Annotated in this window: 24 protein-coding genes; 15 read left to right on the top strand and 9 right to left on the bottom strand. The window is 69.4% G+C overall.

The genetic code is table 11. The annotated features are described in order from the left end of the window. Position 1: 1 nt before the first annotated feature. The 8 genes from rapZ (at position 2) to ABEA33_RS15955 (ending at position 6,706) form a co-directional block, all read left to right on the top strand. Positions 2 to 877, top strand: a complete 876-nt coding sequence (gene rapZ, locus ABEA33_RS15920) for an RNase adapter RapZ (RefSeq protein ID WP_345527806.1) — start codon at positions 2 to 4, stop codon at positions 875 to 877. Positions 878 to 884: 7 nt separating this feature from the next. Beyond that, positions 885 to 1,862 carry a gluconeogenesis factor YvcK family protein gene (locus ABEA33_RS15925; RefSeq protein ID WP_345527807.1) on the top strand — a complete coding sequence of 326 codons (978 nt, stop codon included), beginning with the start codon at positions 885 to 887 and terminating at the stop codon, positions 1,860 to 1,862. 60 nt (positions 1,863 to 1,922) lie between these two features. Further along, a complete protein-coding gene (whiA, locus tag ABEA33_RS15930; protein WP_345527808.1) occupies positions 1,923 to 2,909 on the top strand; it encodes a DNA-binding protein WhiA in 987 nt (328 codons plus the stop codon). Positions 2,910 to 3,039: 130 nt separating this feature from the next. Beyond that, positions 3,040 to 4,029 (top strand): type I glyceraldehyde-3-phosphate dehydrogenase, encoded by a 990-nt coding sequence (gap, locus tag ABEA33_RS15935; RefSeq protein ID WP_345527809.1) that lies wholly within the window; start codon positions 3,040 to 3,042, stop codon positions 4,027 to 4,029. Positions 4,030 to 4,031: 2 nt separating this feature from the next. Continuing rightward, a complete protein-coding gene (locus tag ABEA33_RS15940) occupies positions 4,032 to 5,231 on the top strand; it encodes a phosphoglycerate kinase (RefSeq protein ID WP_345527810.1) in 1,200 nt (399 codons plus the stop codon). Further along, entirely contained in the window at positions 5,231 to 6,028 is a 798-nt protein-coding gene (tpiA, locus tag ABEA33_RS15945; protein ID WP_345527811.1) for a triose-phosphate isomerase, read from the top strand. Before ABEA33_RS15940 ends, tpiA begins: the two co-directional genes overlap by 1 nt. A gap of 30 nt (positions 6,029 to 6,058) precedes the next feature. Then, positions 6,059 to 6,292, top strand: coding sequence for a preprotein translocase subunit SecG (gene secG / locus ABEA33_RS15950; RefSeq protein ID WP_345527812.1), 234 nt, complete (start codon positions 6,059 to 6,061; stop codon positions 6,290 to 6,292). Between the two features lie 54 nt (positions 6,293 to 6,346). After that, positions 6,347 to 6,706, top strand: a complete 360-nt coding sequence (locus ABEA33_RS15955) for an RNA polymerase-binding protein RbpA (protein ID WP_345527813.1) — start codon at positions 6,347 to 6,349, stop codon at positions 6,704 to 6,706. Between the two features lie 210 nt (positions 6,707 to 6,916). Here ABEA33_RS15955 and pgl read toward each other — a convergent pair whose 3' ends face one another. The 6 genes from pgl to tkt all read right to left on the bottom strand — a co-directional run bounded on the left by pgl (position 6,917) and on the right by tkt (position 15,111). Then, positions 6,917 to 7,639 (bottom strand): 6-phosphogluconolactonase, encoded by a 723-nt coding sequence (gene pgl / locus ABEA33_RS15960; RefSeq protein ID WP_345527814.1) that lies wholly within the window; start codon positions 7,637 to 7,639, stop codon positions 6,917 to 6,919. After that, positions 7,636 to 8,547 (bottom strand): glucose-6-phosphate dehydrogenase assembly protein OpcA, encoded by a 912-nt coding sequence (locus ABEA33_RS15965; protein ID WP_345527815.1) that lies wholly within the window; start codon positions 8,545 to 8,547, stop codon positions 7,636 to 7,638. Before ABEA33_RS15965 ends, pgl begins: the two co-directional genes overlap by 4 nt. A 79-nt stretch (positions 8,548 to 8,626) precedes the next feature. Beyond that, complete coding sequence (zwf, locus tag ABEA33_RS15970) at positions 8,627 to 10,168, bottom strand: glucose-6-phosphate dehydrogenase (RefSeq protein WP_425577434.1); 1,542 nt, start codon at positions 10,166 to 10,168, stop codon at positions 8,627 to 8,629. 8 nt (positions 10,169 to 10,176) lie between these two features. Continuing rightward, entirely contained in the window at positions 10,177 to 11,856 is a 1,680-nt protein-coding gene (pgi, locus tag ABEA33_RS15975) for a glucose-6-phosphate isomerase (protein WP_345527818.1), read from the bottom strand. Continuing rightward, positions 11,853 to 12,959 (bottom strand): transaldolase, encoded by a 1,107-nt coding sequence (tal, locus tag ABEA33_RS15980; protein WP_345527819.1) that lies wholly within the window; start codon positions 12,957 to 12,959, stop codon positions 11,853 to 11,855. Before tal ends, pgi begins: the two co-directional genes overlap by 4 nt. Before the next feature lie 49 nt (positions 12,960 to 13,008). Next, positions 13,009 to 15,111 carry a transketolase gene (tkt, locus tag ABEA33_RS15985; protein ID WP_345527820.1) on the bottom strand — a complete coding sequence of 701 codons (2,103 nt, stop codon included), beginning with the start codon at positions 15,109 to 15,111 and terminating at the stop codon, positions 13,009 to 13,011. A gap of 111 nt (positions 15,112 to 15,222) precedes the next feature. Between tkt and ABEA33_RS15990 the strand changes: the two genes are divergently transcribed. Then, on the top strand, positions 15,223 to 16,167 hold the full coding sequence (locus ABEA33_RS15990; protein ID WP_345527821.1) for a heme o synthase: 945 nt from the start codon (positions 15,223 to 15,225) through the stop codon (positions 16,165 to 16,167). A 266-nt stretch (positions 16,168 to 16,433) separates the two neighbouring features. Here the strand turns inward: ABEA33_RS15990 and ABEA33_RS15995 are convergent, their stop codons facing one another. From ABEA33_RS15995 to ABEA33_RS16005, 3 genes are read right to left on the bottom strand one after another with little or no spacing between them, the layout of a single operon-like run. Further along, positions 16,434 to 17,333, bottom strand: coding sequence for a COX15/CtaA family protein (locus tag ABEA33_RS15995; protein WP_345527822.1), 900 nt, complete (start codon positions 17,331 to 17,333; stop codon positions 16,434 to 16,436). Continuing rightward, positions 17,324 to 18,091 carry an ABC transporter permease gene (locus ABEA33_RS16000; RefSeq protein WP_345527823.1) on the bottom strand — a complete coding sequence of 256 codons (768 nt, stop codon included), beginning with the start codon at positions 18,089 to 18,091 and terminating at the stop codon, positions 17,324 to 17,326. The genes ABEA33_RS15995 and ABEA33_RS16000 overlap by 10 nt, the downstream gene beginning before the upstream one ends. Then, positions 18,088 to 18,939 carry an ABC transporter ATP-binding protein gene (locus tag ABEA33_RS16005; RefSeq protein ID WP_425577435.1) on the bottom strand — a complete coding sequence of 284 codons (852 nt, stop codon included), beginning with the start codon at positions 18,937 to 18,939 and terminating at the stop codon, positions 18,088 to 18,090. Before ABEA33_RS16005 ends, ABEA33_RS16000 begins: the two co-directional genes overlap by 4 nt. 117 nt (positions 18,940 to 19,056) lie before the next feature. Here ABEA33_RS16005 and ABEA33_RS16010 point away from each other — a divergent pair, with 117 nt between their 5' ends. The 6 genes from ABEA33_RS16010 to ABEA33_RS16035 all read left to right on the top strand — a co-directional run bounded on the left by ABEA33_RS16010 (position 19,057) and on the right by ABEA33_RS16035 (position 24,815). Further along, positions 19,057 to 19,755, top strand: a complete 699-nt coding sequence (locus ABEA33_RS16010; RefSeq protein WP_345527824.1) for a helix-turn-helix transcriptional regulator — start codon at positions 19,057 to 19,059, stop codon at positions 19,753 to 19,755. Then, positions 19,755 to 21,173 carry a Fe-S cluster assembly protein SufB gene (gene sufB, locus ABEA33_RS16015; protein ID WP_345527825.1) on the top strand — a complete coding sequence of 473 codons (1,419 nt, stop codon included), beginning with the start codon at positions 19,755 to 19,757 and terminating at the stop codon, positions 21,171 to 21,173. The genes ABEA33_RS16010 and sufB overlap by 1 nt, the downstream gene beginning before the upstream one ends. 97 nt (positions 21,174 to 21,270) lie before the next feature. Then, positions 21,271 to 22,452: a Fe-S cluster assembly protein SufD gene (gene sufD / locus ABEA33_RS16020; RefSeq protein WP_345527826.1), complete on the top strand. Its 1,182-nt coding sequence runs from the start codon at positions 21,271 to 21,273 to the stop codon at positions 22,450 to 22,452. Next, positions 22,449 to 22,784 carry a non-heme iron oxygenase ferredoxin subunit gene (locus tag ABEA33_RS16025; RefSeq protein ID WP_345527827.1) on the top strand — a complete coding sequence of 112 codons (336 nt, stop codon included), beginning with the start codon at positions 22,449 to 22,451 and terminating at the stop codon, positions 22,782 to 22,784. The genes sufD and ABEA33_RS16025 overlap by 4 nt, the downstream gene beginning before the upstream one ends. Beyond that, positions 22,781 to 23,542: a Fe-S cluster assembly ATPase SufC gene (gene sufC / locus ABEA33_RS16030; RefSeq protein WP_345527828.1), complete on the top strand. Its 762-nt coding sequence runs from the start codon at positions 22,781 to 22,783 to the stop codon at positions 23,540 to 23,542. The genes ABEA33_RS16025 and sufC overlap by 4 nt, the downstream gene beginning before the upstream one ends. Before the next feature lies 1 nt (position 23,543). Continuing rightward, on the top strand, positions 23,544 to 24,815 hold the full coding sequence (locus tag ABEA33_RS16035) for a cysteine desulfurase (protein WP_345527829.1): 1,272 nt from the start codon (positions 23,544 to 23,546) through the stop codon (positions 24,813 to 24,815).

Below are 24,815 nucleotides of genomic sequence, written 5' to 3' on the forward strand. Positions count from 1 at the left end.
CATGTCAGCCGACGCCCAGGAGCACGGCGAGCTCGTCGTGGTCACCGGCATGACCGGTGCCGGTCGGAGCACCGCGGCCAAGGAGCTCGAGGACCTCGGCTACTACGTCGTCGACAACATGCCGCCGAGCCTGCTGCGCGACGTGGTCCGTCTCGTCGATGAGAGCCGGGGCATCAAGCAGCCCGTGGCGGTCGTCGTCGACGTACGCTCCGGCTCCTTCTTCGAGACCCTGCAGGCCAACCTCGCCCAGGGCGCCACCGGCCGGCAGGCGACGCTGGTCTTCCTCGAGGCCACCGACGATGTGCTCGTACGCCGCCAGGAGGCTGCCCGCCGGCCGCACCCGTTGCAGGGCACGGGTCGCCTGCTCGACGGCCTGCAGCGCGAGCGCACCGTGCTGGCCGAGCTGCGCAGCGACGCCGACCTCGTGATCGACACGACGGCGCTCAACGTGCACCAGCTCACCGATCGGATCGCCGAGGCGTTCGGGACGCCCGACACCCGGCGGCTCAAGGTGACCGTCACGAGCTTCGGGTTCAAGTACGGCATCCCGGTGGACGCGGACTTCGTCGCCGACATGCGCTTCCTGCCCAACCCGTTCTGGATCCCGGAGCTGCGGAGCGGCACGGGCAAGGACCCCGAGGTTTCCGACTACGTGATGTCCCAGCCGGGCGCGGCCGAGTTCCTGGACGGCTACGTGCCGGTGCTCGAGGGTGTCGCGGAGGGCTACCGCCGCGAGGGCAAGCGCTTCATGACCGTGGCGATCGGCTGCACCGGCGGCAAGCACCGCAGTGTCGCGATGACGGAGGAGATCGCGCGCCGGCTCAGCGCGACCGGGTTCGAGGCACGTCCGACGCACCGCGACCTCGGCCGCGAGTGACCGGCCGATGATGGCATCACACGAGCGCGCCCAGTCCGTCGTCGCCTTCGGCGGCGGCCACGGGCTGTCGGCCTCCCTGCAGGCACTCCGCCTCCTCGTCGCCGACCTCGTCATCGACGACCTGACGGCCGTGGTCACGGTGGCCGACAACGGTGGCTCCTCCGGTCGCCTGCGCGGTGAGTTCGGCGTGCTGCCTCCCGGCGACCTGCGGATGGCCCTGGCCGCGCTGTGTGGCGAGCACCAGTGGGGCGACACCTGGGCCCGAGTGCTCCAGCACCGGTTTGCCGGCCAGGGCGAGATGAACGGCCACGTCATCGGCAACCTCCTGATCGTCGGGCTGTGGGAGCAGCTGGGCGACCCGGTGTCGGCTCTCGACTGGGTGGGGCGGTTGCTCGGCACGACGGGCCGCGTGCTGCCGATGGCGCTGACCCCGCTCGACATCACCGCGCAGGTCCGCGGGCTCGAGGTGACCGACCCGGCCGCCCTGGCGACGGTGCGCGGCCAGGTCGAGGTCGCGACCACCTCCGGCGAGATCGTCTCGATCGCGCTGGACCCGCCCGATCCGGCGCCGTGCCCGGAGGCGCTCGCCGCGGTTGACGAGGCCGACTGGGTGGTGCTCGGCCCTGGATCGTGGTTCACGTCGGTGATGCCGCACCTCATGGTGCCGCAGCTCCGGGACGCGCTCGTGCAGACCGACGCCAGGCTCGTGGTGGTGCTCAACCTGGTCGACGAGGCCGGTGAGACCTCCGGCTTCGGGCCGGCCGACCACCTCGCGGCGCTGGTCGAGCACGCGCCCGACCTGCGCATCCACAGCGTCCTCGCCGACAGTGACAGCGTCGGCGAGGGCGCTGCCGATCTCGAGGCAGCGGTCGCGTCGTACGGCGCCGTCCTGCATCTCGCGGACGTCGCGCTCCACGACGGCAGCCCGCACCACGATCCGGCGCGGCTCGCGGCGGCGTACACCCGGATCATGACCGGGGCCTGACGCTTATCGTCACACCAGGGTCGTGACCACGGTCGTTGACGCGCGTGGCAGGATCGGGCCATGGCGATGACGGCACAGGTGAAAGCAGAGCTGTCGAGCACCCCGGTGACGAAGACGTGTTGTCGCAAGGCCGAGGTCGCGTCGATGCTGCGATTCGCCGGTGGTCTGCACATCGTGAGCGGGCGCATCGTGGTGGAGGCGGAGTTCGACACCGGCGCCGCCGCGCGTCGCCTGCGCACCAACATCGCCGAGGTCTACGGCCACCAGTCCGACGTCGTGATGGTGCAGGGCAACGGCATCCGCAAGGGCAGCCGCTACATCGTCCGCGTCGTCCGCGACGGCGAGGCGCTCGCGCGCCAGACCGGGTTGCTGGACCAGCGAGGTCGACCGGTGCGCGGACTGCCGCCTGCTGTCGTCTCCGGCGGTGGCTGTGACGCCGTCGCCGCCTGGCGTGGTGCGTTCCTCGCCCATGGCTCGCTGACCGAGCCCGGCCGTTCGTCTGCCCTCGAGGTCACCTGCCCCGGACCGGAGGCCGCGCTGGCCCTGGTCGGTGTCGCCCGGCGGCTCGGCATCCACGCCAAGGCCCGTGAGGTGCGCGGTGTCGACCGGGTCGTGATCCGCGACGGTGATGCGATCGGCCAGCTGCTGACCCGGCTCGGCGCCCACGAGTCACTGATGGCCTGGGAGGAGCGCCGGATGCGCCGCGAGGTGCGTGCGACGGCCAACCGCCTCGCGAACTTCGACGACGCCAACCTCCGCCGCTCTGCGCGTGCCGCTGTTGCGGCCGGTGCCCGCGTCGACCGGGCGATGGAGATCCTCGGCGACGACGTTCCCGACCACCTCAAGCTCGCCGGTCAGCTCCGGCTCGAGCACAAGCAGGCCTCCCTCGAAGAGCTCGGCCAACTGCACGACCCGGTGCTGACCAAGGACGCGATCGCCGGCCGGATCCGCCGCCTGCTGGCGATGGCCGACAAGCGCGCCGAGGAGCTGGGCATCCCGGACACCGAGGCCTCGCTGACGCCGGAGATGCTCGCTGAGGATGGCTGAGGTCTCGAACTCCTTGTGTGTCGAGGGTTACCCGCACGTAGGTCGGACACGGTCGTCGAACGACCGCCAGCGGGGGATAGGGTCGAGCCGTCCCCTTGCACCAGCCGACTGACAAGCAGGAGCCACCGCAGTGACTGTTCGAGTAGGTATCAACGGGTTCGGCCGGATCGGCCGCAACTTCTTCCGCGCCGTCGTCGCCTCCGGCGCCGACATCGAGATCGTCGCCGTCAATGACCTGACGGACAACAAGACTCTGGCGACGTTGCTGAAGTACGACTCCACCCTCGGTCGCCTCGACGGGGACGTGTCGCACACGGACTCCGACATCACCGCAGCCGGCCAGACCTTCAAGGTCTACGCCGAGCGCGACCCGGGCGCCCTCGACTGGACCGGCGTCGACATCGTCATCGAGTCGACCGGCTTCTTCACCGACGCCACGAAGGCCAAGGCCCACATCGACGGTGGCGCCAAGAAGGTCATCATCTCCGCGCCCGCCAAGAACGAGGACGTCACCATCGTGATGGGCGTCAACGAGGGTGACTACGACGCCGCCAAGCACACGGTGATCTCCAACGCCTCGTGCACGACCAACTGCCTCGCGCCGATGGCCAAGGTCCTCAACGACGAGCTCGGCATCGTCAAGGGGCTGATGACGACCATCCACGCCTACACCGGTGACCAGAACCTGCTCGACGGCCCGCACAGCGACCTGCGCCGTGCGCGCGCCGCCGCGCTCAACATCGTGCCGACCTCGACCGGTGCCGCCAAGGCGATCGCCCTCGTGCTGCCCGAGCTCAAGGGCAAGCTCGACGGCTACGCGCTGCGGGTCCCGGTCCCGACCGGCTCCGTCACCGACCTCACCTTCGAGGCCGGGCGCGAGACCACCGTCGAAGAGGTCAACGCGATCGTCAAGGCGGCCGCGGACGGCCGCATCCTCAAGTACAACGAGGACCCGATTGTCTCGGCCGACATCACCACCGACCCGGCGTCCTGCATCTTCGACGCGCCGCTGACCAAGGTCATCGGCAACCAGGTCAAGGTCGTCGGCTGGTACGACAACGAGTGGGGCTACTCCAACCGCTTGGTCGACCTGGTCAACCACGTCGGCGCCTCGCTCTGATCGTGAGCGACTACAGCACCCTCGGCGACGTGGCCGGCAAGCGGGTCCTGGTCCGCTCCGACCTGAACGTCCCCCTCGACGGGAGCACGATCACCGACGACGGCCGGATCCGCGCGAGCGTCCCGACGATCCGGGAGCTGGCTGCGGCCGGCGCCCGGGTCGTCGTGACCGCCCACCTCGGTCGACCGAAGGGGGCGCCCGAGGACCGCTACTCCCTGCGCCCGGTCGCTGCTCGACTCGGCGAGCTGCTCGGCCAGGACGTCGCGTTCGCGACCGACACGGTCGGCGAGAGCGCGCAGGCCACGGTCGCCGGCCTCGCCGACGGCCAGGTCGCGGTGCTGGAGAACGTCCGATTCAACCCGGGCGAGACCAGCAAGGACGAGTCGGAGCGGGCGGCGTTCGCCGACCAGCTCGCGGCGCTCGCCGACGCTTTCGTGTCCGACGGATTCGGCGTCGTGCACCGCAAGCAGGCATCCGTGTACGACGTGGCGCTGCGGCTGCCGCACGCGATGGGCCAGCTGGTCGCCACGGAGATCGGCGTCCTGCGCCGGCTGACCGAGGAGCCCGCGCGTCCGTACGTCGTGGTGCTCGGTGGCTCCAAGGTCTCCGACAAGCTCGGTGTCATCGACAACCTGCTCGGCAAGGCCGACCGCCTGCTGATCGGTGGCGGCATGGTCTTCACCTTCCTCAAGGCGCAAGGCCACGAGGTCGGCAAGAGCCTGCTCGAGGACGATCAGCTCGACGTCTGCCGCGCCTACCTGGAGCGGGCGCAGCAGACCGGGGTCGAGATCCTGCTGCCGACCGACATCGTGGTCGACACCGCGTTCCCCAACGGGGACCGCACGCCAGAGCCGCGCGTCGTACCCGCCGGTGAGATCCCGGCCGACGCCCTGGGTCTGGACATCGGGCCGGACTCTGCGGCGGCGTTCGCCGCGGCCCTGGCCGACGCACACACCGTCTTCTGGAACGGCCCGATGGGCGTCTTCGAGGTCGACGCGTTCGCGGCCGGCACCCGGGCCGTCGCCGAGGCGCTGACCAAGATCGACGGCCTCTCCGTGGTCGGTGGTGGCGACTCAGCGGCCGCGGTGCGCGCCCTCGGCTTCGACGAGGCTGCGTTCGGACACATCTCCACCGGTGGAGGTGCCAGCCTCGAGTACCTCGAGGGCAAGACGCTCCCCGGCATCCAGGTCCTGGAGGACTGATGGTCAAGGCAAGCCGCACCCCGCTGATGGCGGGGAACTGGAAGATGAACCTCAACCACCAGGAGGCTCTCGTCCTGGTGCAGAAGCTCGCGGTGACGCTGGCGGACAAGAAGCACGACTACGGCAAGGCCGAGGTCGTCGTGGTACCGCCGTTCACCGACCTGAGGTCCGTGCAGACGCTGGTCGACGGCGATCGGCTGCAGATCCGGTACGGCGCGCAGGACGTCTCGACGCACGACTCCGGTGCTTACACCGGCGAGATCTCGGCGGGAATGCTGGCCAAGCTCGGCTGCTCGTACGTCGTGGTCGGTCACAGCGAGCGCCGGGAGTACCACGCCGAGTCCGACGCGGTCGTCAATGCGAAGGCCCACAAGGCCCTGGCCGCCGGCATGGTGCCGATCGTCTGCGTGGGTGAGGGCCTGGGGGTCCGGCAGGCCGGCGAGCACGTCTCGCACTGCCTGACGCAGGTGGACGGCTCGCTCGACGGCTTCACCGCCGAGCAGGTGGCCGGCCTGGTCGTGGCGTACGAGCCGGTCTGGGCGATCGGGACCGGCGAGGTCGCGACGCCTGAGGACGCTCAGGAGGTCTGTGCCGCCATTCGGGCGCGGATCCGGGAAGTCCACGGGGACGGCGCGGCCGACGCCGTACGCGTCCTGTACGGGGGTTCGGTGAAGGCCGCCAACGTCGGCGGGATCATGGTCCAGGCCGACGTCGACGGCTGTCTGGTCGGCGGCGCGAGCCTTCAGGCCGACGAGTTCGGCGGGATCTGCCGCTTTTATGACATGCCGGTCCTGTGATGACCGCGGACCTGACGTAGGCTCTGCGTCGTGGAACTGACCTTCACCATCGTGCTCATGCTCACCAGTGCTCTCATGATCATCCTGGTGCTTCTTCACAAGGGTCGCGGCGGCGGCATGTCCGACATGTTCGGCGGCGGCGTCTCGAGCTCTCTCGGCGGCTCCTCCGTGGCGGAGCGCAACCTCGATCGCCTGACGATCGGGATCGGCGTCATCTGGTTCGCCTGCGTGGTAGCCCTCGGACTCATCAAGGCCTACGCCTAACTCTCATCGTTCTGACGTCTCGGAGACTCGTAAGACTCGAAAGGGATCACGCTGGTGGCTGGTGGAGGAAACGCGATTCGCGGAAGTCGGGTCGGTGCTGGCCCGATGGGCGAAGCGGAGCGGGGCGACGCTGCACCGCGGCAGGCCGTGACGTACTTCTGCGCTCGCGAGCACCGCTCGGTCGTGCCGTTCTCGACGGAGGCACAGGTCCCGGACTCGTGGGACTGCCCGAAGTGCGGCCTGCCGGCCAGCCTGGACTCGGACAACCCGCCGCCGGCACCCAAGATCGAGCCCTACAAGACGCACCTCGCCTACGTGAAGGAGCGTCGCTCCGACAAGGAGGCCGAGGACATCCTCGACGAGGCCCTCAGCCTGCTGCGCACCCGCCGCAAGTCCGGCGACATCATCTTCTAGCGCCCGTGGTCCGAGCTTGCGAGGGCCAGGACCCAGAAGCAAAGGTTGAGGAGCCGCGCGGGTGAGGAACGACCTCGCGACCGGCGTCTGGAAACCAGAGGAGTCGTGTGCGCAGACGACTCACCCCGTGCGGCGGACGTCGGCCTTGTAGCCGCGTCGGGTAGTCACAGACCGCTCCGGAAATCTGCGGTTGGTGACCACACCGCATGTCTACAACGCCGACGCGGCCTCGCGGTCGAGGAACCAGATCGTCTCCTCGCGGCCGGTGACGCCCGCGGCGGGGATCTCGTGCAGGTCGGCACCGCCGAGGGCGGCGGCGACCGCGGGAGCCTTGCCGGAACCACTGACGAGGAACCACACCGAGCGGGAGCGGTTGAGCGCAGCGAAGGTCAGGCTGATCCGTTCGGGCGGAGGCTTCGGTGAGCCGGTGACGCCCACGGCGATGGCGTCGCTGTCGAGCTGCGGGAAGCCGGGGAAGAGCGAGGCGATGTGGCCGTCGGGGCCGATACCGAGCATCACGATGTCGAACTCGCCGGCACCGTGCTCCCGCAACGTCGAGGCATACGCCGTCGCGCCGGCGTCGACATCGGCCGCGTCGGTGGTCGACGGCATCGCGTGCACCTTGGCGGGGTCGGCACCGACGGCGTCGAGGAAGGCCGCCTGGGCCTGCGCACTGTTGCGGTCGGGGGAGTCGGGTGCGACGAAGCGTTCATCTCCCCACCAGACGACGACCTGCGACCAGTCGACGCCGGAGTCCGAGCTCAGCCGGGCGATCTCGCGGTGGATGCCCTCGGCGATGGTCCCGCCGGTCAGGGCGATCTGCGGGACGGCCCCGGAGGCCTGCGCATCGGCGAGCCGGCTGAGCAGCTCTCCGGCGACGGCGGTGGAGAGGTTCGCGGCGTCCTCGTGGACCTCGATGCGGGGTTCGGTCATGCCTGGCGTCCCATCTTCAGCAGTCGCTTGGCGGTCTCGGCGTAGACGTCGTCCTCGTCGAGGCGGCGCAGCTCCTCGGCGAGCAGCTCGGGCAGGTCCCGGCGCTTGAGCGCGACGGGTCGGTCCGGGTGCCCCGGGGACCTGTACGTCGCGAGCTTGCCGTCCGCGCGTGAGATGGTGATCGGCCCCTCCTTGGTCTCGAGCACGACCTCGGTGATGCCCGGACCAGAAGAGTTCTTGCGGGTGACGGAGACCTTCAGGCGGTCGCCGAGCCAAGCGCCGAGCAGGTCGGCGCTGGGGCTGATCCGCTCTGCGGTGACCGACGCGCCGGTGACCTTGAGGTGGTGCTGGTCGAGCGCGGCGGCGAGCAGGGCGCGCCACGGCGTGATCCGGGTCCAGGCCAGGTCGGTGTTGCCCTTGGTGTACGACGCACACTGCGTGTGGATCGCCTTGCCCTTGCCGCGCTTGGCGCCGGCGGCGTCCGTGATGCGCCGCTGGGCGAGCGCACCGAGAGGATCGTGGGCGGTGTCCTCCGGTGGATCCGTCGGCCAGTAGATCGCGACGGGGGAGTCCGGCAGCAGCAGGGGCAGCACGACCGACTCAGGGTGCTTCACGACCTCGCCCTGGAGGCGGATCAGTGCGGTCTCTCCCGACCAGCCGGCGCCCGCGCCGACCTGGGCGTTGACCTGGGCGGCCCCGCGGGCGTCCCCGAGGATCACGCCGAGCACCCGAGCGGGGTGCTCGTGCGACGCGTGCCGGGCGACGGCCATCACGTCACTGGCGATGTCCTCGTCGACCACGACGACCATCGTCATCACCATGCCCATGGCCGGGCTGCCCGCCTTCTTGCGGGCTCGGACGAACTCGGTGGCGATCGCCGCTGCGTTGGTGCTCGTCAACTCGATCATCAGCGCCTTCTCTCGGGAGTCTCGTCATCGAAGCGGCTACGACCGGGTCGACTGTCGGTGGCTGAGTTCCTAGACATGGCTACGGACGTCTCCAGACTCGGCCGTCTCGGGCCAGCATCGCGTCGGCGGACTTCGGTCCCCAGGTCCCGGAGCCGTAGGTGTCCGGCTTGCCGTTGCCTGCGGCGTCCTGCTTGGCCCAGTGCTCGAGGATCGGGTCCAGGATCTTCCAGGACAGCTCGACCTCTTCGTGCCGGGGGAAGAGCGGCGGGTCTCCGAGCAGTACGTCGAGGATCAGCCGCTCGTAGGCCTCGGGCGAGGACTCGGTGAAGGAGCCGCCGTACGCGAAGTCCATGTTGACGTCGCGGATCTCCATCGCGGTGCCGGGCACCTTCGACCCGAACCTCAGGGTCACACCCTCGTCGGGCTGGATCCGGATCACGAGAGCGTTCTCGGTGAGGTCCTCGGTCGACGACGCGCTGAAGAGCTGGTGCGGTGCCTTCTTGAACACGATCGCGACCTCGGTGACGCGCCGCCCCAGCCGCTTGCCGGTGCGCAGGTAGAAGGGCACACCGGCCCATCGACGCGTGTCGATGTTGAGCGTCACGGCCGCGTATGTCTCGGTCGTGGAGGACTTCTTGATGCCGTCCTCGTCCAGGAAGCCGGCGACCTTCTGCCCGCCGGCCCAGCCCTCGGCGTACTGCGCCCGGGCGGTCGTGAGGTCGAGGCGCCGGGGGAGTACGACGCTCGAGAGCACCTTCTGCTTCTCGATCCGCAGGCTCTCGGCGTCGAACGACGTCGGCTCCTCCATCGCGACCAGCGACATCAGCTGGAGCAGGTGGTTCTGGATGACGTCGCGCGCGGCGCCGATGCCGTCGTAGTAGCCGGCGCGGCCGCCGATGCCGCCGTCCTCGGCCATGGTGATCTGCACGTGGTCGACGTAGTTGGAGTTCCAGATCGGCTCGAACATGGTGTTGGCGAAGCGCATCGCCAGGATGTTCTGCACCGTCTCCTTGCCGAGGTAGTGGTCGATGCGGAAGATCGAGCCGGAGCTGAACACGCCGGCCAGCACGTTGTTGAGCTCCTGCGCGGACGCGAGGTCGTGCCCGAACGGCTTCTCGACGACGACCCGGCGCCACGAGTCGGGGCCGCCGCCGTCGGCGAGCCCGTGCTCCTTGAGCTGCCCGACGACGTTGCCGAAGAAGCCCGGCGGGATCGCGAGGTAGAACGCGTGGTTGCCGTCCGTGCCGCGGGCGAGGTCGAGCTCTTCGATCGTCCGGCGGAGCTGGTCGAACGCGACGTCGTCGTCGAAGTCGCCTGGGACGAACCGGAAGCCCTCGGCGAGCTGCTGCCAGACCTCCTCGCGGAACTCCGTGCGCGCGTACGCCTTCACCGAGTCGTGCACGACCTGGGCGAAGTCCTGGTCGGCCCAGTCGCGACGCGCGAAGCCGACGAGACTGAACCCGGGCGGCAGCAGTCCGCGGTTCGCGAGGTCGTAGATGGCCGGCATGATCTTCTTGCGCGACAGGTCGCCGGTGACGCCGAAGAGCACCAGGCCGCAGGGCCCTGCAATCCGCGGAAGCCGTCGGTCTTGCGGGTCGCGCAGCGGATTGACGTACGTCATTGGGGTGATCATCGGGTGCGGTGCCTCCAGTAGTAGGCGAGCAGGGCTTGGGTGGATGCATCCTGCGCTCCGGCTGCTGCGGTGTCGCCCGCGACCGCGGCCTGGACCTGCTGGGCGAGCTGCTTGCCGAGCTCGACGCCCCACTGATCGAAGGAGTCGATGCCCCAGACCACGCCCTGGGTGAAGGTGAGGTGCTCGTAGAGCGCGATCAGCTGGCCGAGGACGGACGGCGACAGCTCCGGCGCCATGATCGACGTCGTCGGCCGGTTGCCCGTGAAGACCCGGGCTGGCACCACGGCCTCCGCCGTACCCTCGGCCCGGACTTCGTCGGCAGTCTTGCCGAACGCCAACGCCCGGGTCTGGGCAAGGAAGTTGGCCAGGAACAGCTGGTGGACGTCGGTGTCCCCGTCGCGCAGCGGGTACGCCGGATTGACGAACGCGATGAAGTCGGCAGGGATCAGCCGGGTCCCCTGGTGGATCAGCTGGTAGAACGCGTGCTGCCCGTTGGTGCCGGGCTCGCCCCAGTAGATCTCCCCGGTCTCCGTCGTCACCGGGCTGCCGTCCCAGCGGACGCCCTTGCCGTTGGACTCCATGGTGAGCTGTTGGAGGTACGCCGGGAAGCGGTGCAGCAGCTGGGCGTACGGGAGTACGGCGTGGCTCTCGGCACCCAGGAAGTTGGTGTACCAGACGTTGAGCAGCCCCATCAGCAACGGCACGTTCTCGGCCGGCGGCGCCGTCCGGAAGTGCTCGTCGATCGTGTGGAAGCCACCCAGGAGCTCGGCGAACCGCTCCGGCCCGATCGCGATGACCAGCGACGTGCCGATCGCCGAGTCGACGGAGTAGCGCCCGCCGACCCAGTCCCAGAAGCCGAACGCGTTGGCGGGGTCGATCCCGAAATCGGCCACCTTGTCGAGCGCGGTGGAGACCGCCACGAAGTGCTTTGCGACCGCGCTCCGCTGATCGAGGCTGGCATCGCTCGCGGCGAGGCCGTCGAGCAGCCAGGCCTTGCACAGCCGGGCGTTGGTGAGCGTCTCGAGCGTCCCGAACGTCTTGCTGGACACGATGAACAGCGTCGTCGCCGGGTCGAGCCCGGCCAGCGTCGTCGCGGCGTCGGTCGGGTCGATGTTGCTGATGAACCGGCACTCGAGGCCCTCCTGGCGGTACGCCGCCAGCGCCTCGTAGGCCATCACCGGCCCCAGGTCGGAGCCGCCGATGCCGATGTTGACGACCGTGCGGATCCGCTCACCGGTGACCCCGGTCCACGCGCCGCTGCGGACCTGGTCGGCGAAGTCGTAGACCCGGCGCAGCACGTCGTGCACGTCCGCCACGACGTCCTGCCCGTCCACGTTCGGCCGTTCACGTGGCGGCGCGTCAGCCGGCAGCCGCAGCGCGGTGTGCAGCACCGCCCGGTCCTCGGTGACGTTGATGTGCTCCCCGGCGAACATCGCGTCCCGGCGCCCGGCGACCCCGACCTCCTCGGCCAGAGCGAGCAGCGCGGCCAGGACGGAGTCGTCGAGCAGCGACTTCGAGAGGTCGACGTGGAGGTCGCCCGCGTCGAAGGTGAGCCGGTCGACCCGGCCGGGGTCCTGGGCGAACCACCGGCGCAGGTCGGGCTCGAAGTCCGCGGCAAGCGCGGTGAGCTGCCCCCACGCCGCCGTCGAGGTCGAGTCGACCGGCGCGTCGGTCACTTGGCGGCCGCCGCCATCTGGCCCTTCACCGTCTCGACCAGCTCGTCCCACGACTTCTTGAACTTGTCGACGCCCTCGGTCTCGAGCACCAGGAACACGTCGTCGAAGTCGATGCCGACAGCCGCCAGCTGGTCGAAGACGTGCTGCGCTCCGGCGGCCCGGCCGGTCACCTGGTCGCCGTTGATCTCACCGTGGTCGGCGAAGGCGTCCATGGTCTTCTCGGGCATCGTGTTCACGGTGTGCGCGACGACGAGGTCGGTCACGTACATGGTGTCCGAGTAGTCCGGGTTCTTGACGCCCGTCGACGCCCACAGCGGCCGCTGCGGGTTGGCGCCGTCCTTCTCGAGCACGGCCCAGCGGTCGCTGGCTACGACCTCCTCGTACGCCGCGTAGGCCAGGCGGGCGTTCGCCACGGCGGCCTTGCCGCGCAGGGCCAGCGCTTCGTCGGTCCCGATCTTGTCGAGGCGGGCGTCGATCTCGGTGTCGACCCGGGATACGAAGAACGAGGCGACAGACTGGATCCGCCTGAGGTCGAGGCCGTTGTCGCGCGCCGCCTCGAGGCCGGTTACGTACGCGTCCATCACCGCGCGGTAGCGCTCGATGCTGAAGATCAGCGTGACATTGACGCTGATCCCCTCGGCGATCGCCGCGGTGATCGCCGGCAGACCCTCCTTGGTGGCAGGGATCTTGATCAGCACGTTGGACCGGTCGACCGCGGACCACAGCGCGCGCGCCGAGGCGATGGTGCCCTCGGTGTCGTTGGCCAGGTCCGGCTCGACCTCGATGGAGACCCGGCCGTCGGCTGACTCCTCACCTGCGAGCGGGGCGAAGATGTCGCACGCGTTGCGCACGTCCCCGGTGGTGACCTCGAAGATCACCCGGTCGACGGACTCACCCTTCTCGACGAGCTGGGCGACCTGCTCGTCGTACCGCTCGCCGTTGGCGATCGCCGCGGCGAAGATCGTGGGGTTGGTGGTCACCCCGACGACGGCCTTGTCCTTGATCAGGTCGGCGAGGTTGCCGGTCTCGATGCGCTCGCGTGACAGGTCGTCCAGCCAGATGGACACCCCCGCGTCTGCAAGCTTCTTCAAACGATCACTCATGGTGCGTTCCTCCCTTGGAAGACTGTGGGGTACCCGGGTCGACGTGCGTTCAGACGGAGGCCGCCAGGATCGAGTCGTGCGCCGCGGAGACGACGGCCTCTGCCGTCACGCCGAACTCCTGATAGATCCGGGCGAAGTCTGCCGAGGCGCCGTAGTGGTCGATCGAGACGATCCGGCCGCGGTCGCCGACGTACTCGCGCCAGCCCTGCTTCACGCCGGCCTCGACCGAGACGCGGGCCTTGACGATCGGTGGGATCACGCTGTCACGGTAGGACTGGTCCTGGTCCTCGAACCACTCCATGCACGGCATCGACACCACTCGGGCCTGGATGCCCTTCTCAGCGAGTTGGCTGCGTGCCTCGACCGCCAGCTGCACCTCCGAGCCAGTGGCGATGAGCACCACGTCGGGCGCGCCGCCCTCGGCGTCCAGGAGGACGTAGCCGCCGCGGTGCACCTCGCTGGTCTCGGCGAACCCGTCCTCGCCGCGCGGGAAGACCGGCACGTTCTGCCGGGTCAGCGCGAGCGCGGCCGGTCGGTCGTTGTGGGTGAGGATCGTGTGCCAGCAGGCTGCCGTCTCGTTGGCATCGGCCGGTCGTACGACGTCCAGGCCCGGCATGGCGCGCAGGGCGGCCAGGTGCTCGATCGGCTGGTGGGTCGGGCCGTCCTCGCCCAGTCCGATCGAGTCATGCGTCCAGACGTAGGTGACCGGCAGCTGGCTCAGCGCCGCGACCCGCACCGCTCCGCGCATGTAGTCGGAGAACGTGAGGAACGTCCCACCGAAGACGCGGGTCAGGCCGTCGGCCGCGATGCCGTTCATGATCGCGCCCATGCCGTGCTCGCGGATGCCGAAGTGGAGCACCCGGCCCTGGTAGGGGTCGGCCGTCCACTCCTCGACGCCGCCGCCTTCCGGCAGGAACGAGGGTGCCGACTTGATCGTCGTGTTGTTGGAGCCGGCGAGGTCGGCCGAACCGCCCCACAGCTCGGGCATCAGCGGCGCGACCGCGTTGATCACGTCGCTCGAGGCGACCCGGGTCGCGACGCCCTTGGTGCTCGCCTCGAAGGTGGGCAGCGCGTCGCCGAGCCCCTCGGGAAGCGTGCGGTCCTTGAGCCGGTGCAGCAATGTGGCCTTGTCAGGATTGGCCTTCGCCCAGGCGTCGTACCGCTCGTCCCACTCGGCACCCCACGCGGCGCCACGCTGGCTCAGCGCCCGGGTGTGCGCGATGACCTCGTCGGGGACCTCGAACGTCTTCTCCGGATCCCAGCCGAGCACCTTCTTGGTGGCTGCGACCTCGTCGGCGCCGAGCGCGGAGCCGTGGGCCTTCTCAGTGCCCTGGGCGTTGGGCGCCGGCCAGGCGATGATCGTGTCGAGCACGATGAGCGACGGCTTGTCGGTCACCTTCCCGGCAGCGGTGATCGCCTTGTGGAGCGCCGGCACGTCCTCGACGTACTCGCTGCCGCCGTTGGTCCAGTCGACGACCTGCACGTCCCAGCCGTACGCGACGTAGCGGGCCGCGACGTCCTCGGTGAACGCGATGTCGGTGTTGCCCTCGATCGAGATCCGGTTGCGGTCGTAGATGACCGTCAGGTTGCCCAGCTTCTGCGTGCCGGCGATCGAGCTGGCCTCGCCGCTGACGCCTTCCTGCAGGTCGCCGTCGGAGCACAGGGCGTAGACGTGGTGGTCGAAGAGGCTCTCGCCGGGCGCTGCCTCGGGGTCGAGGAGGCCGTGCACGCGGCGCGCCGACATCGCCATGCCGACCGCGTTGGCGACACCCTGGCCGAGCGGGCCGGTGGTCACCTCGACGCCGGCGGTGTGGTGGAGTTCGGGGTGGCCCGGGGTCTTGGAGCCCCAGGTGCGCAGGGCCTTGAGGTCCTCGAGCTCGAGGCCGAAGCCGCCGAGGTAGAGCTGCGTGTAGAGCGTGATGCTCGAGTGGCCGCAGGAGAGTACGAAGCGGTCACGAGCGATCCAGCGTGGGTCGGCCGGGTCGTGCCGCATCACCTTCTGGAAGAGGAGGTAGGCAGCGGGGGCGAGGCTCATGGCGGTGCCAGGGTGGCCGTTGCCGACCTTCTGCACCGCGTCCATGGCCAACACCCGGGCGGTGTCCACCGCCTTCTTGTCGAGGTCGGTCCAGTCCAGGGCAGGGGACTTGCTCACGTGGTTCCTTTCGGGGGGTTCGGCCAATGCCGAGCCTACTCACCCCTGGCGATAGACTCGCACCCGTCCAGTGACCATGAACGGTCCCCGCAAACCCGCCCGAGGTTCCCCGTGACGTACGTCGGCCAGTCGGCCTCTGCTGCCCAGCAGCCAGCGGACGAACGGGCAACCTTCAGGGACGTCGTGGCGGCGTACGTCGGTCTGACCAAGCCGCGGGTGATCGAGCTCCTCCTGCTGACGACCGTGCCGGTGATGTTCTACGCCGCACGAGGCGTCCCGGACCTCGGGCTGGTCGTCTGGACCGTCCTCGGCGGGACCTTCTCCGCCGGGTCCGCCTCGGTCTTCAACTGCGTCTACGACCGCGACATCGACGAGCAGATGCGGCGGACCCGCAGGCGGGCGCTGCCGCGACACATCGTCTCTCCGCGGGCGGCGCTGGTCTTCGGGTTCGTGCTCGGGATCCTGTCGACGGTGATCCTCTACCTCGGGGTCAACCCGCTCTCCGCGCTGCTGTCGGTGACCGCGATCGCGTTCTACGTCTTCGGCTACACGATGCTGCTGAAGCGGCGTACGACCCAGAACATCGTCTGGGGCGGGATCGCCGGCTGCTTCCCGACGCTGATCGGCTGGACCGCCGTCACCGGCTCGCTGTCGTGGACCCCGGTCGTGCTCTTCATGGTCGTCTTCTTCTGGACGCCGCCGCACACCTGGGCGCTGGCGCTGCGCTACCGCGAGGACTACGCCAACGTCGACGTGCCGATGCTCCCGGTGGTCAAGCCCGCCGCCGAGGTCGGCCGCCAGATCGTGATCTACAGCTGGGTGATGGTCGCGACCTCGCTGCTGCTGTGGCCGGTCGCCGACACCAGCCTCTTCTACCCGGTCGCCGCCGCTGTCCTCGGTGGGGTCTTCCTGGTCCAGGCGCATCGGATGTGGGACCGCACCAAGGGCACCGAGAACCTCGCGGTGATCCAGCCGATGCAGCTCTTCCACACCTCGAACCTCTACCTCTCGCTGCTCTTCGTCGCCGTCGCGATCGATCCGCTGATCTCGCGCTAGCGAGGACGCGTCAGCGGACTCGCTGACGGTGGTCGAGCAAGCGGCGTGCCTGAGCTTGCGAAGTCACGACCCGCGTGTCGAGACCCGGTGAGTCGAAAGACAACGCTGGTTCGCCTGTTCTCGGCCGCTCGACGCACGATTTCGACCGTTCGTCGCACGTGACGGAGCCCACAGGCAACCGATCGACGCGCCACCGCGTCAGACAGTGGACGGCGGCCTTCCCCACCACGGGGGTACGGGACGGCCGCCGTCACCAGGCTCTCGACCTAGTGGCGCGGGTCGCCCTCGCGGACCTGGAGGAGCGCGTGCGTCACGGTGGCGGAGATGATCGCGGCGCCGAGCATGTGGAAGCCGACGAGCACCACCGGCAGGTCGGTGAAGTACTGCACGAAGCCGATCAGGCCCTGGGCCAGCTCGACGACCAGCAGCACCACGACCGCCCGTCGTACGGCGGCCGACCGCTTGGTCGCGATGACCGCGAAGAGCAGGCCGACGGTCAGGCCGACCAGCAGGAACACCAGGTCGGCGTGCACCTGGCTCCACTGGAGCGGGTCGAGGCCGTTGCGCTTCGCGTCCTTGTCGCCGGCGTGCGGCCCGGAGCCCGTGACGATGGTGCCGACGTACAGGACCGCCCAGGCGGCAGCGAACGTCGACCACGCGAGGGCGAGCACCGCACCCCGGGGCGGTACGGCGGGGGCCGGCCGGTCGGGCCGCCACCGGAAGAGCACCGCGACGCCGATGATCGCCATCGAGCAGAGCAGGTGGAAGGACACGATCCACGGGTTCAGGTCGGTCAGCACCGTGATGCCGCCGATGACGGCCTGGGCCGGGATGCCGAGCGCGATGACCAGCGCGAGCCGGCGCAGATCGCGACGGCCCGACTGCCAGGCCGCGACGAACGTGCCGATCGCGACCGCGACCAGCACGTAGGTGAGCATCCGGTTGCCGAACTCGATCGCCGAGTGGAGGTCGTAGGCGCCGTGAGGGGTGAAGGACTCGTCCGTGCACCGCGGCCAGGTCGGGCAGCCCAGGCCGGAGCCCGTGAGCCGGACGACGCCGCCGGTGACGACGATCCCGATGTTGACCACGATGGACGCCCACGCCCAGCCGCGCAGCCAGTCGTCGAGGTGCCGCACGCGATGACCGAGGCGGTCGATCACTCCCACTTGAAGGTCCTCGCTGTGAGGACCGTGCCGAGCACGGCCCAGATGATGAGTACGCCGAGGTCGCGCCAGGCCACGCCGCCGTCGATGAAGGCGATGCGCATCGACTCGCCGAGGGCGCCGGAGGGCAGCCACCGGACGATGTCCCCGAAGGCGCCGTACGCGCTGAGCGGCAGCACGACGCCGCCGCCGGCCATGAGCAGCAGGTAGATCAGGTTCGCGGCCGCCAGGGTCGCCTCCGCGCGCAGGACGCCCGCGACGAAGAGACCCAGGCTGGCGAACGCGGCGGTGCCGAGCAGGACGGCGAGAGCGACCCCGAGCACGCCGGGCTCGGGGGTCCAGCCGAGCAGCTGGCCGACCCCGCCGATGACGATGGTCTGGAGCAGCTGCACCATCAGCAGCGCGAGGACCTTGCCGGCCAGCAGGCCGGATCGCGGCAGGGGCGAGCTGCCGAGCCGCTTGATCACGCCGTACCGCCGCTCGAACCCGGTCGCGATCGCGAGTGACGTGAACGACGTCGACATCACCGCCAGCGCGATCACGCCGGGCGTGAAGATGTCGACCAGCGGGGTCGACGACTCGAGGTCCAGCGAGAGGTGCTCGCCGGCGGTCACCCCGCCGACCAGCACGATCACCGGGATCACCACGGCGAGCAGCAGCTGCTCGCCGTTGCGGAGCATCAGCTTCGCCTCCATGCGCGCCTGCGCGACGACCTGCCGGTGCAGCGGAGCCGCGCCGGGCTGGGGCGTGAAGGTGCTCATGGCGTCAGCCCCCGCCCCGTGAGCTCGAGGAAGACGTCCTCGAGGGTGCGAGAGCCGAAGCTGATCGAGCGCACGCCGACTCCGTGCTCGGCGCTCCACCTGTCCACCGACGCGCGCAACGCGGCCTCAGCCACATCCGGCAGCTCCTGGTCGACGACGAGGCGGACCGTTGCCGAGGTGCCTCGGGTCAGCTGCTCCGGCGTGCCCGAGGCGATGAGCCGCCCTCGGTCGATGATGTGGATCTGATCCGCGAGCCGCTCGGCCTCGTCCATGTAGTGCGTGGTGAGCACGACCGTGACGCCGTCGGAGCGCAGCTCCTCGAGGAGCTCCCACGTCGTACGACGCGCCTGCGGGTCCATCCCGGCTGTCGGCTCGTCCACGAACACGATCTCGGGCCGGCCGACGATCGCCATCGCGAGACCGAGGCGCTGCTGCTGGCCACCCGAGAGCCGTCGGTACGGCGTCCGCCCACAGTCGTCGAGGCCGAGCCGCTCGGCGAGCATGCCGGTGTCGAGGGGGTGGGCGTGCAGTCGGGCGATGTGGTCGAGCATCTCCATCGCGCGCACCCCGCTCCAGGCGCCACCGCCCTGGAGCATCACGCCGATGCGGGGGAGCAGGTCACGACGCTGGCGGACCGGATCGAGCGCGAGCACCCGGACCGTGCCCTGCTGTGGGCGTCGGTAGCCCTCACAGGTCTCCAGCGTGGTCGTCTTCCCGGCGCCGTTGGGACCGAGCACGGCGGTGATCGTGCCGCGCTCGACGGTCAGGGAGAGACCATCCACGGCTACCTTGTCGCCGTACCTCATCACCAGTCCGTCGACAGAGACGGCAGGGGAGGCGTCGGGCACGCCCGTCAGTGTAGGGAGAGCATCGGAGTGGCCCGGCTCACGCCCTCCGCCTGAGGTCGGGCCAGGTAAGGGTCGCCTTCCTTGAAGCGATCAAAACAATAAAGGCACACTGGTGTTGTGGAATTCGACGAGCAGCCCGTTCACGGGCACGACCAGACGACGCGTCAGCGCGTCGCGCGGTCGATCCTCGTCAACGGACCTTCGACCGCGGCGGCACTCGCCGAGCGGCTCGACCTCACCCCGGCCGCCGTACGCCGCCACCTCGACCAGCTGATCGAGGACGGCGAGGTCGAGGCGCGTGAACCCCGTCATCAGGCCTCGCGCGGACGCGGCCGGCCGGCGAAGGTCTTCGCGCTGACCGAGTCGGGGCGCGACGCCTTCGACCAGCAGTACGACGACCTCGCCGCCCAGGCGCTGCGGTTCCTGGCCGAGACCGGGGGCGACGAGGCCGTCCGGGAATTCGCGACCCGCCGAGTGGCGTTCATCCGGGAGAGGTTCGAGGGGATCCGAGCAGAGCACCCCGAGCTGGGCTCCGCGGAGATCCTGGCTCGGGTGTTCACCGCCGAGGGGTACGCCGCGACCGTTCGCGACAGCCCCGTGGGGGAGCAGCTGTGCCAGCAGCACTGCCCGGTTGCCCACGTAGCCCATGAGTTCCCGCAGCTGTGCGAGGCCGAGACCGAGGCGATCAGCCTGGTCCTCGGCAGCCACGTCCAGCGGCTGGCCACGATCGCCCACGGCGACGGGGTCTGCACCACCTGCATTCCGAGCAGCAACGTGAAGAGCACACCCAACAAGACGAAGGAGACGGTCAGCTGATGACCACCATCGACGAGCGCAATCCCGAGCTCGAAGGCATCGGGCGCTACGACTTCGGTTGGGCCGACTCAGACGTGGCCGGTGCGACGGCCAAGCGCGGCCTGAGCGAAGAGGTCGTCCGCGACATCTCCGCGAAGAAGAACGAGCCGCAGTGGATGCTCGACCTGCGCCTCAAGGGCCTCAAGCTCTTCGGCCGCAAGCCCATGCCCAACTGGGGCTCCGACCTGTCGGGGATCGACTTCGACAACATCAAGTACTTCGTGCGCTCCAGCGAGAAGCAGGCGGCGACGTGGGACGACCTCCCCGAGGACATCAAGAACACGTACGACAAGCTCGGCATCCCGGAGGCAGAGAAGCAGCGCCTCGTGTCAGGTGTCGCGGCGCAGTACGAGTCCGAGGTCGTGTACCACTCCATCCGTGAGGACCTCGAGGAGCAGGGCGTTCTCTTCCTCGACACCGACACCGCGCTCAAGGAGCAGCCGGAGCTGTTCCAGGAGTACTTCGGCACCGTGATCCCGGTCGGCGACAACAAGTTCGCCGCGCTGAACACATCGGTGTGGTCGGGTGGCTCGTTCATCTACGTCCCGCCGGGCGTCCACGTGGACATCCCGCTGCAGGCGTACTTCCGGATCAACACCGAGAACATGGGCCAGTTCGAGCGGACCCTGATCATCGTCGACGAGGGCGCCTACGTGCACTACGTCGAGGGTTGCACCGCGCCGATCTACTCGTCCGACTCGCTGCACTCGGCGGTCGTCGAGATCATCGTGAAGAAGGGCGGCCGCTGCCGCTACACGACCATCCAGAACTGGTCCAACAACGTCTACAACCTCGTCACCAAGCGCGCGACCTGCGAGGCCGGCGCGACCATGGAGTGGGTCGACGGCAACATCGGCTCCAAGGTGACGATGAAGTACCCCGCCGTCTACCTGATGGGCGAGCACGCCAAGGGCGAGACGCTCTCCATCGCGTTCGCGGGCGAGGGTCAGCACCAGGACGCCGGCGCCAAGATGGTGCACGCCGCTCCCCACACCTCGTCCTCGATCCTGTCGAAGTCGGTGGCGCGTGGCGGCGGGCGTACGTCGTACCGCGGCCTGATCCAGATCAACGAGGGCGCGCACGGCTCCAAGTCCAACGTGCTGTGCGACGCGCTGCTGGTCGACCAGATCAGCCGCAGCGACACCTACCCGTACGTCGACATCCGCGAGGACGACGTGTCCATGGGCCACGAGGCCTCCGTCTCCAAGGTCTCCGACGACCAGCTCTTCTACCTCATGTCACGCGGCATGGAGCAGGACGAGGCGATGGCGATGATCGTCCGCGGCTTCATCGAGCCGATCGCCAAGGAGCTCCCGATGGAGTACGCCCTCGAGCTCAACCGGCTGATCGAGCTGCAGATGGAAGGCGCGGTCGGCTAGTCGCCGACCGCCGTTCACGGTGGTTGAGGTGTGAAGGCCGTCAGGCCTGAGCCCCGGAACCACCGCACAGATCCGAGTACCTAGGAAGACATCCGTAGTGACTGTGACCGACACCGCCCGCGAGAGCGTGGAGTCCGCCCTGGAGCAGGGGCCGCTGTTCAGCCACCTGAACCCGCCCCCGTCGTACGACCTGGCCGACCACCCGGTGCCCACCGGGCGCGAGGAGATCTGGCGCTTCACGCCGCTCAAGCGGCTGCGCGGCATCCTCGACGGCGCGGCGTCCGACGCGACCCTGACCTGGGACACCACGCTGCCCGACGGCGTGACGCTCACCGCGATCACCGCCGACGAGGCGCGTGAGATCGGTGAGCTCGCCCCCAACGACCGGCCGTCCGCGCTGGCCGTCGCCAACGCCGGCGGCGCGATGCTGCTCGACGTCCCGGCCGAGGCCGAGATCGCCGAGCCGATCGTGCTCCGCCTGCACGGTCGGTCGGTCGACGACCTGGTCTGGGGCCAGCTGGTCGTCCGGGTCGGCCGCCACGCTCAGGCGACCGTCGTGATCCTGCACACCGGCTCGGCGCGCTACTCGGCGATCACCACGGTGCTCGCGGGAGACGCGTCCAACGTCAACGTGCTGTCCCTCCAGGACTGGGACGACGACGCGGTGCACCTGGGCCGCGACGCCATCCAGGTCGGCCGAGACGCAGACGTCAAGCACACGTCGATCTCCTTCGGCGGCGACCTGGTGCGCATGCACGCCAACGTCGAGTACGCCGGACCCGGCGGCTCGGCCGAGCTGCTCGGGCTCTACTTCGCCGACGCGGGCCAGCACCTGGAGCACCGCCTCTTCGCCGACCACACCGCGCCCAAGACCAAGAGCCACGTGCTCTACAAGGGCGCACTGCAGGGCCAGGGCGCGCACACGGTCTGGATCGGCAACGTCCTGATCCGCAAGGTCGCCGAGGGCATCGAGACCTACGAGGAGAACCGCAACCTGGTCCTCTCCGACGGCTGCCAGGCCGACTCGGTGCCGAACCTCGAGATCGAGACCGGCGAGATCGAGGGCGCGGGGCACGCGTCCGCGACCGCGCGCTTCGACGACGAGCAGCTCTTCTACCTGCGCTCGCGCGGCGTCTCGGAGAAGGAGTCGCGGCGCCTGGTCGTGCACGGCTTCTTCAACGACCTGATCCGCAAGGTCGGCATCCCGTCGATCGAGGAGCAGCTGCTCGAGACGGTCGAGGCAGAGCTCGCCAAGAACGTGTTGAAGGACTTCGAGTGACCTTCGAACGGGCCTGCGCGGTCGCAGACGTACCCACCGACGAGGCGCTCGGCGTCACGATCGGTGCCTACGACGTCGCGGTCGCGCGTCACGAGGACGAGTTCTTCGCGATCCAGGACCTCTGCTCGCACGCCGCCGTCGCCTTGAGCGAGGGCGAGGTCGCGGACTGCACGGTCGAGTGCTGGCTGCACGGCTCGCGCTTCGACCTCCGCACCGGCAAGCCCACCGGGCTGCCTGCCACCGAACCCGTCGCGACCTTCCCGATCGAGGTCCGCGACGACGCAATCTTCATCGACACCACCACCACCCTGAACGGAGTCACCCCCTCATGAGCGAGCTCATCATCAAGGACCTGCAGGTGTCTGTCGACACCGAGGACGGGCCCAAGGAGATCCTCAAGGGCGTCACGCTGACCATCAAGGACGGCGAGACCCACGCGATCATGGGCCCCAACGGGTCGGGCAAGTCGACGCTGGCCTACTCGATCGCGGGCCACCCGAAGTACACGATCACGGGTGGCACCGTCACCCTCGACGGTGACGACGTGTTGGCGATGACCGTCGATGAGCGAGCGCGCGCCGGGCTGTTCCTGGCGATGCAGTACCCCGTCGAGGTGCCCGGCGTCTCGGTGTCCAACTTCCTGCGTACGGCGAAGACCGCCCTCGACGGAGAGGCGCCCAAGCTGCGCACCTGGGTCAAGGACGTCAACACGGCGCTCGAGAAGCTCAACCTCGACCCGACCTTCGGCACCCGGTCGGTCAACGAGGGCTTCTCCGGTGGTGAGAAGAAGCGCCACGAGATCGCCCAGCTCGAGCTGCTGAACCCGAAGGTCGCGGTCCTCGACGAGACCGACTCCGGCCTCGACATCGATGCGCTCAAGATCGTCTCCGAGGGCGTCAACCGGTTCCGCGCGCAGGAGGGCAAGGGTGTCCTGCTGATCACGCACTACACCCGGATCCTGCGCTACATCGAGCCCGACTACGTCCACGTCTTCGTCGACGGCAAGATCGCCGACCAGGGCGGCCCGGAGCTCGCCGAGGAGCTCGAGGCCTCGGGGTACGAGAAGTACCTCGGCGCGGCGGCGGTCTGACATGACCACGACCCAGCTGGCCGGTCTCCTCCCTGAGCTGGAGGTGATCCGCGGCGACTTCCCGATCCTGGGCCGAACGGTCGCGGGCGGCCTGCCGCTGGTCTACCTCGACAGTGCCAACACCTCGCAGAAGCCGCAGGTTGTCATCGACACGATGGTCGACCACCTGGAGCGGCACAACGCCAACGTCGCGCGCGCCATGCACACGCTGGGCGCCGAGGCCACCGAGGCGTTCGAGGACGGCCGCGACCGGGTCGCCGCCTTCATCAACGCGCCGAGCCGCGACGAGGTGATCTTCACCAAGAACGCCTCCGAGGCGCTCAACCTGGTCGCCAACACCCTCGCCTGGGCTCGCGGCCCGCTGCAGGTCGGCGAGGGCGACGTGGTTGTGACCACCGAGATGGAGCACCACTCCAACATCGTGCCGTGGCAGCTGCTCACCGAGCGGACCGGCGCGACGCTGAAGTGGTTCGGCATCACCGACGACGGCTACCTCGACCTGTCGAACATCGAGGAGCTGATCACGGAGCGCACCAAGGTCGTCACGCTGACCTGGGTCTCCAACATGCTCGGCACGATCAACCCGGTCGCTGAGATCGCCCGCCGTGCTCACGAGGTCGGCGCGATCGTCGTGCTCGACGCGTCGCAGGCCGCCCCGCAGCTGCCCGTCGACGTGGTCGCGTCCGGTGCCGACATCGTGGTCTTCACCGGCCACAAGGTTGTCGGCCCGACCGGCATCGGCGTGCTCTGGGGCAAGCGTGAGCTGCTCGAGCAGCTGCCGCCGTTCCTCGGTGGCGGCGAGATGATCGAGACGGTCCGGATGGAGCGCTCGACGTACGCCGGGATCCCGCACAAGTTCGAGGCCGGCACCCCGCCGATCGTCGAGGCCGTCGGGCTCGGTGCCGCGGTCGAGTACCTCTCCCACATCGGGATGGACGCGATCCACCGCCACGAGCAGACGATCACGGCGTATGCGCTCGAGGGCCTGGCCACCGTGCCCGGCCTGAAGGTGCTCGGTCCGCTCGACGCGGTCGAGCGCGGGGGAGCGATCTCCTTCGAGCTCGACGGCGTGCACCCGCACGACATCGCCCAGGTGCTCGACTCGCGCGGCATCGCCGTGCGCGCCGGCCACCATTGCGCGAAGCCCGCACACGCGCGGTTCGGCGTGCAGAGCTCGACCCGGATGTCGTCCTACCTCTACACGACACCGGCCGAGATCGACGCGCTCGTCGAGGGCCTGGAATACACCCGCTCGTACTTCAAGTTGGGCTGA

It is taken from the genome of Nocardioides endophyticus, from assembly GCF_039543845.1.
In the GTDB taxonomy this organism is placed as follows: Bacteria; Actinomycetota; Actinomycetes; order Propionibacteriales; family Nocardioidaceae; genus Nocardioides; species Nocardioides endophyticus.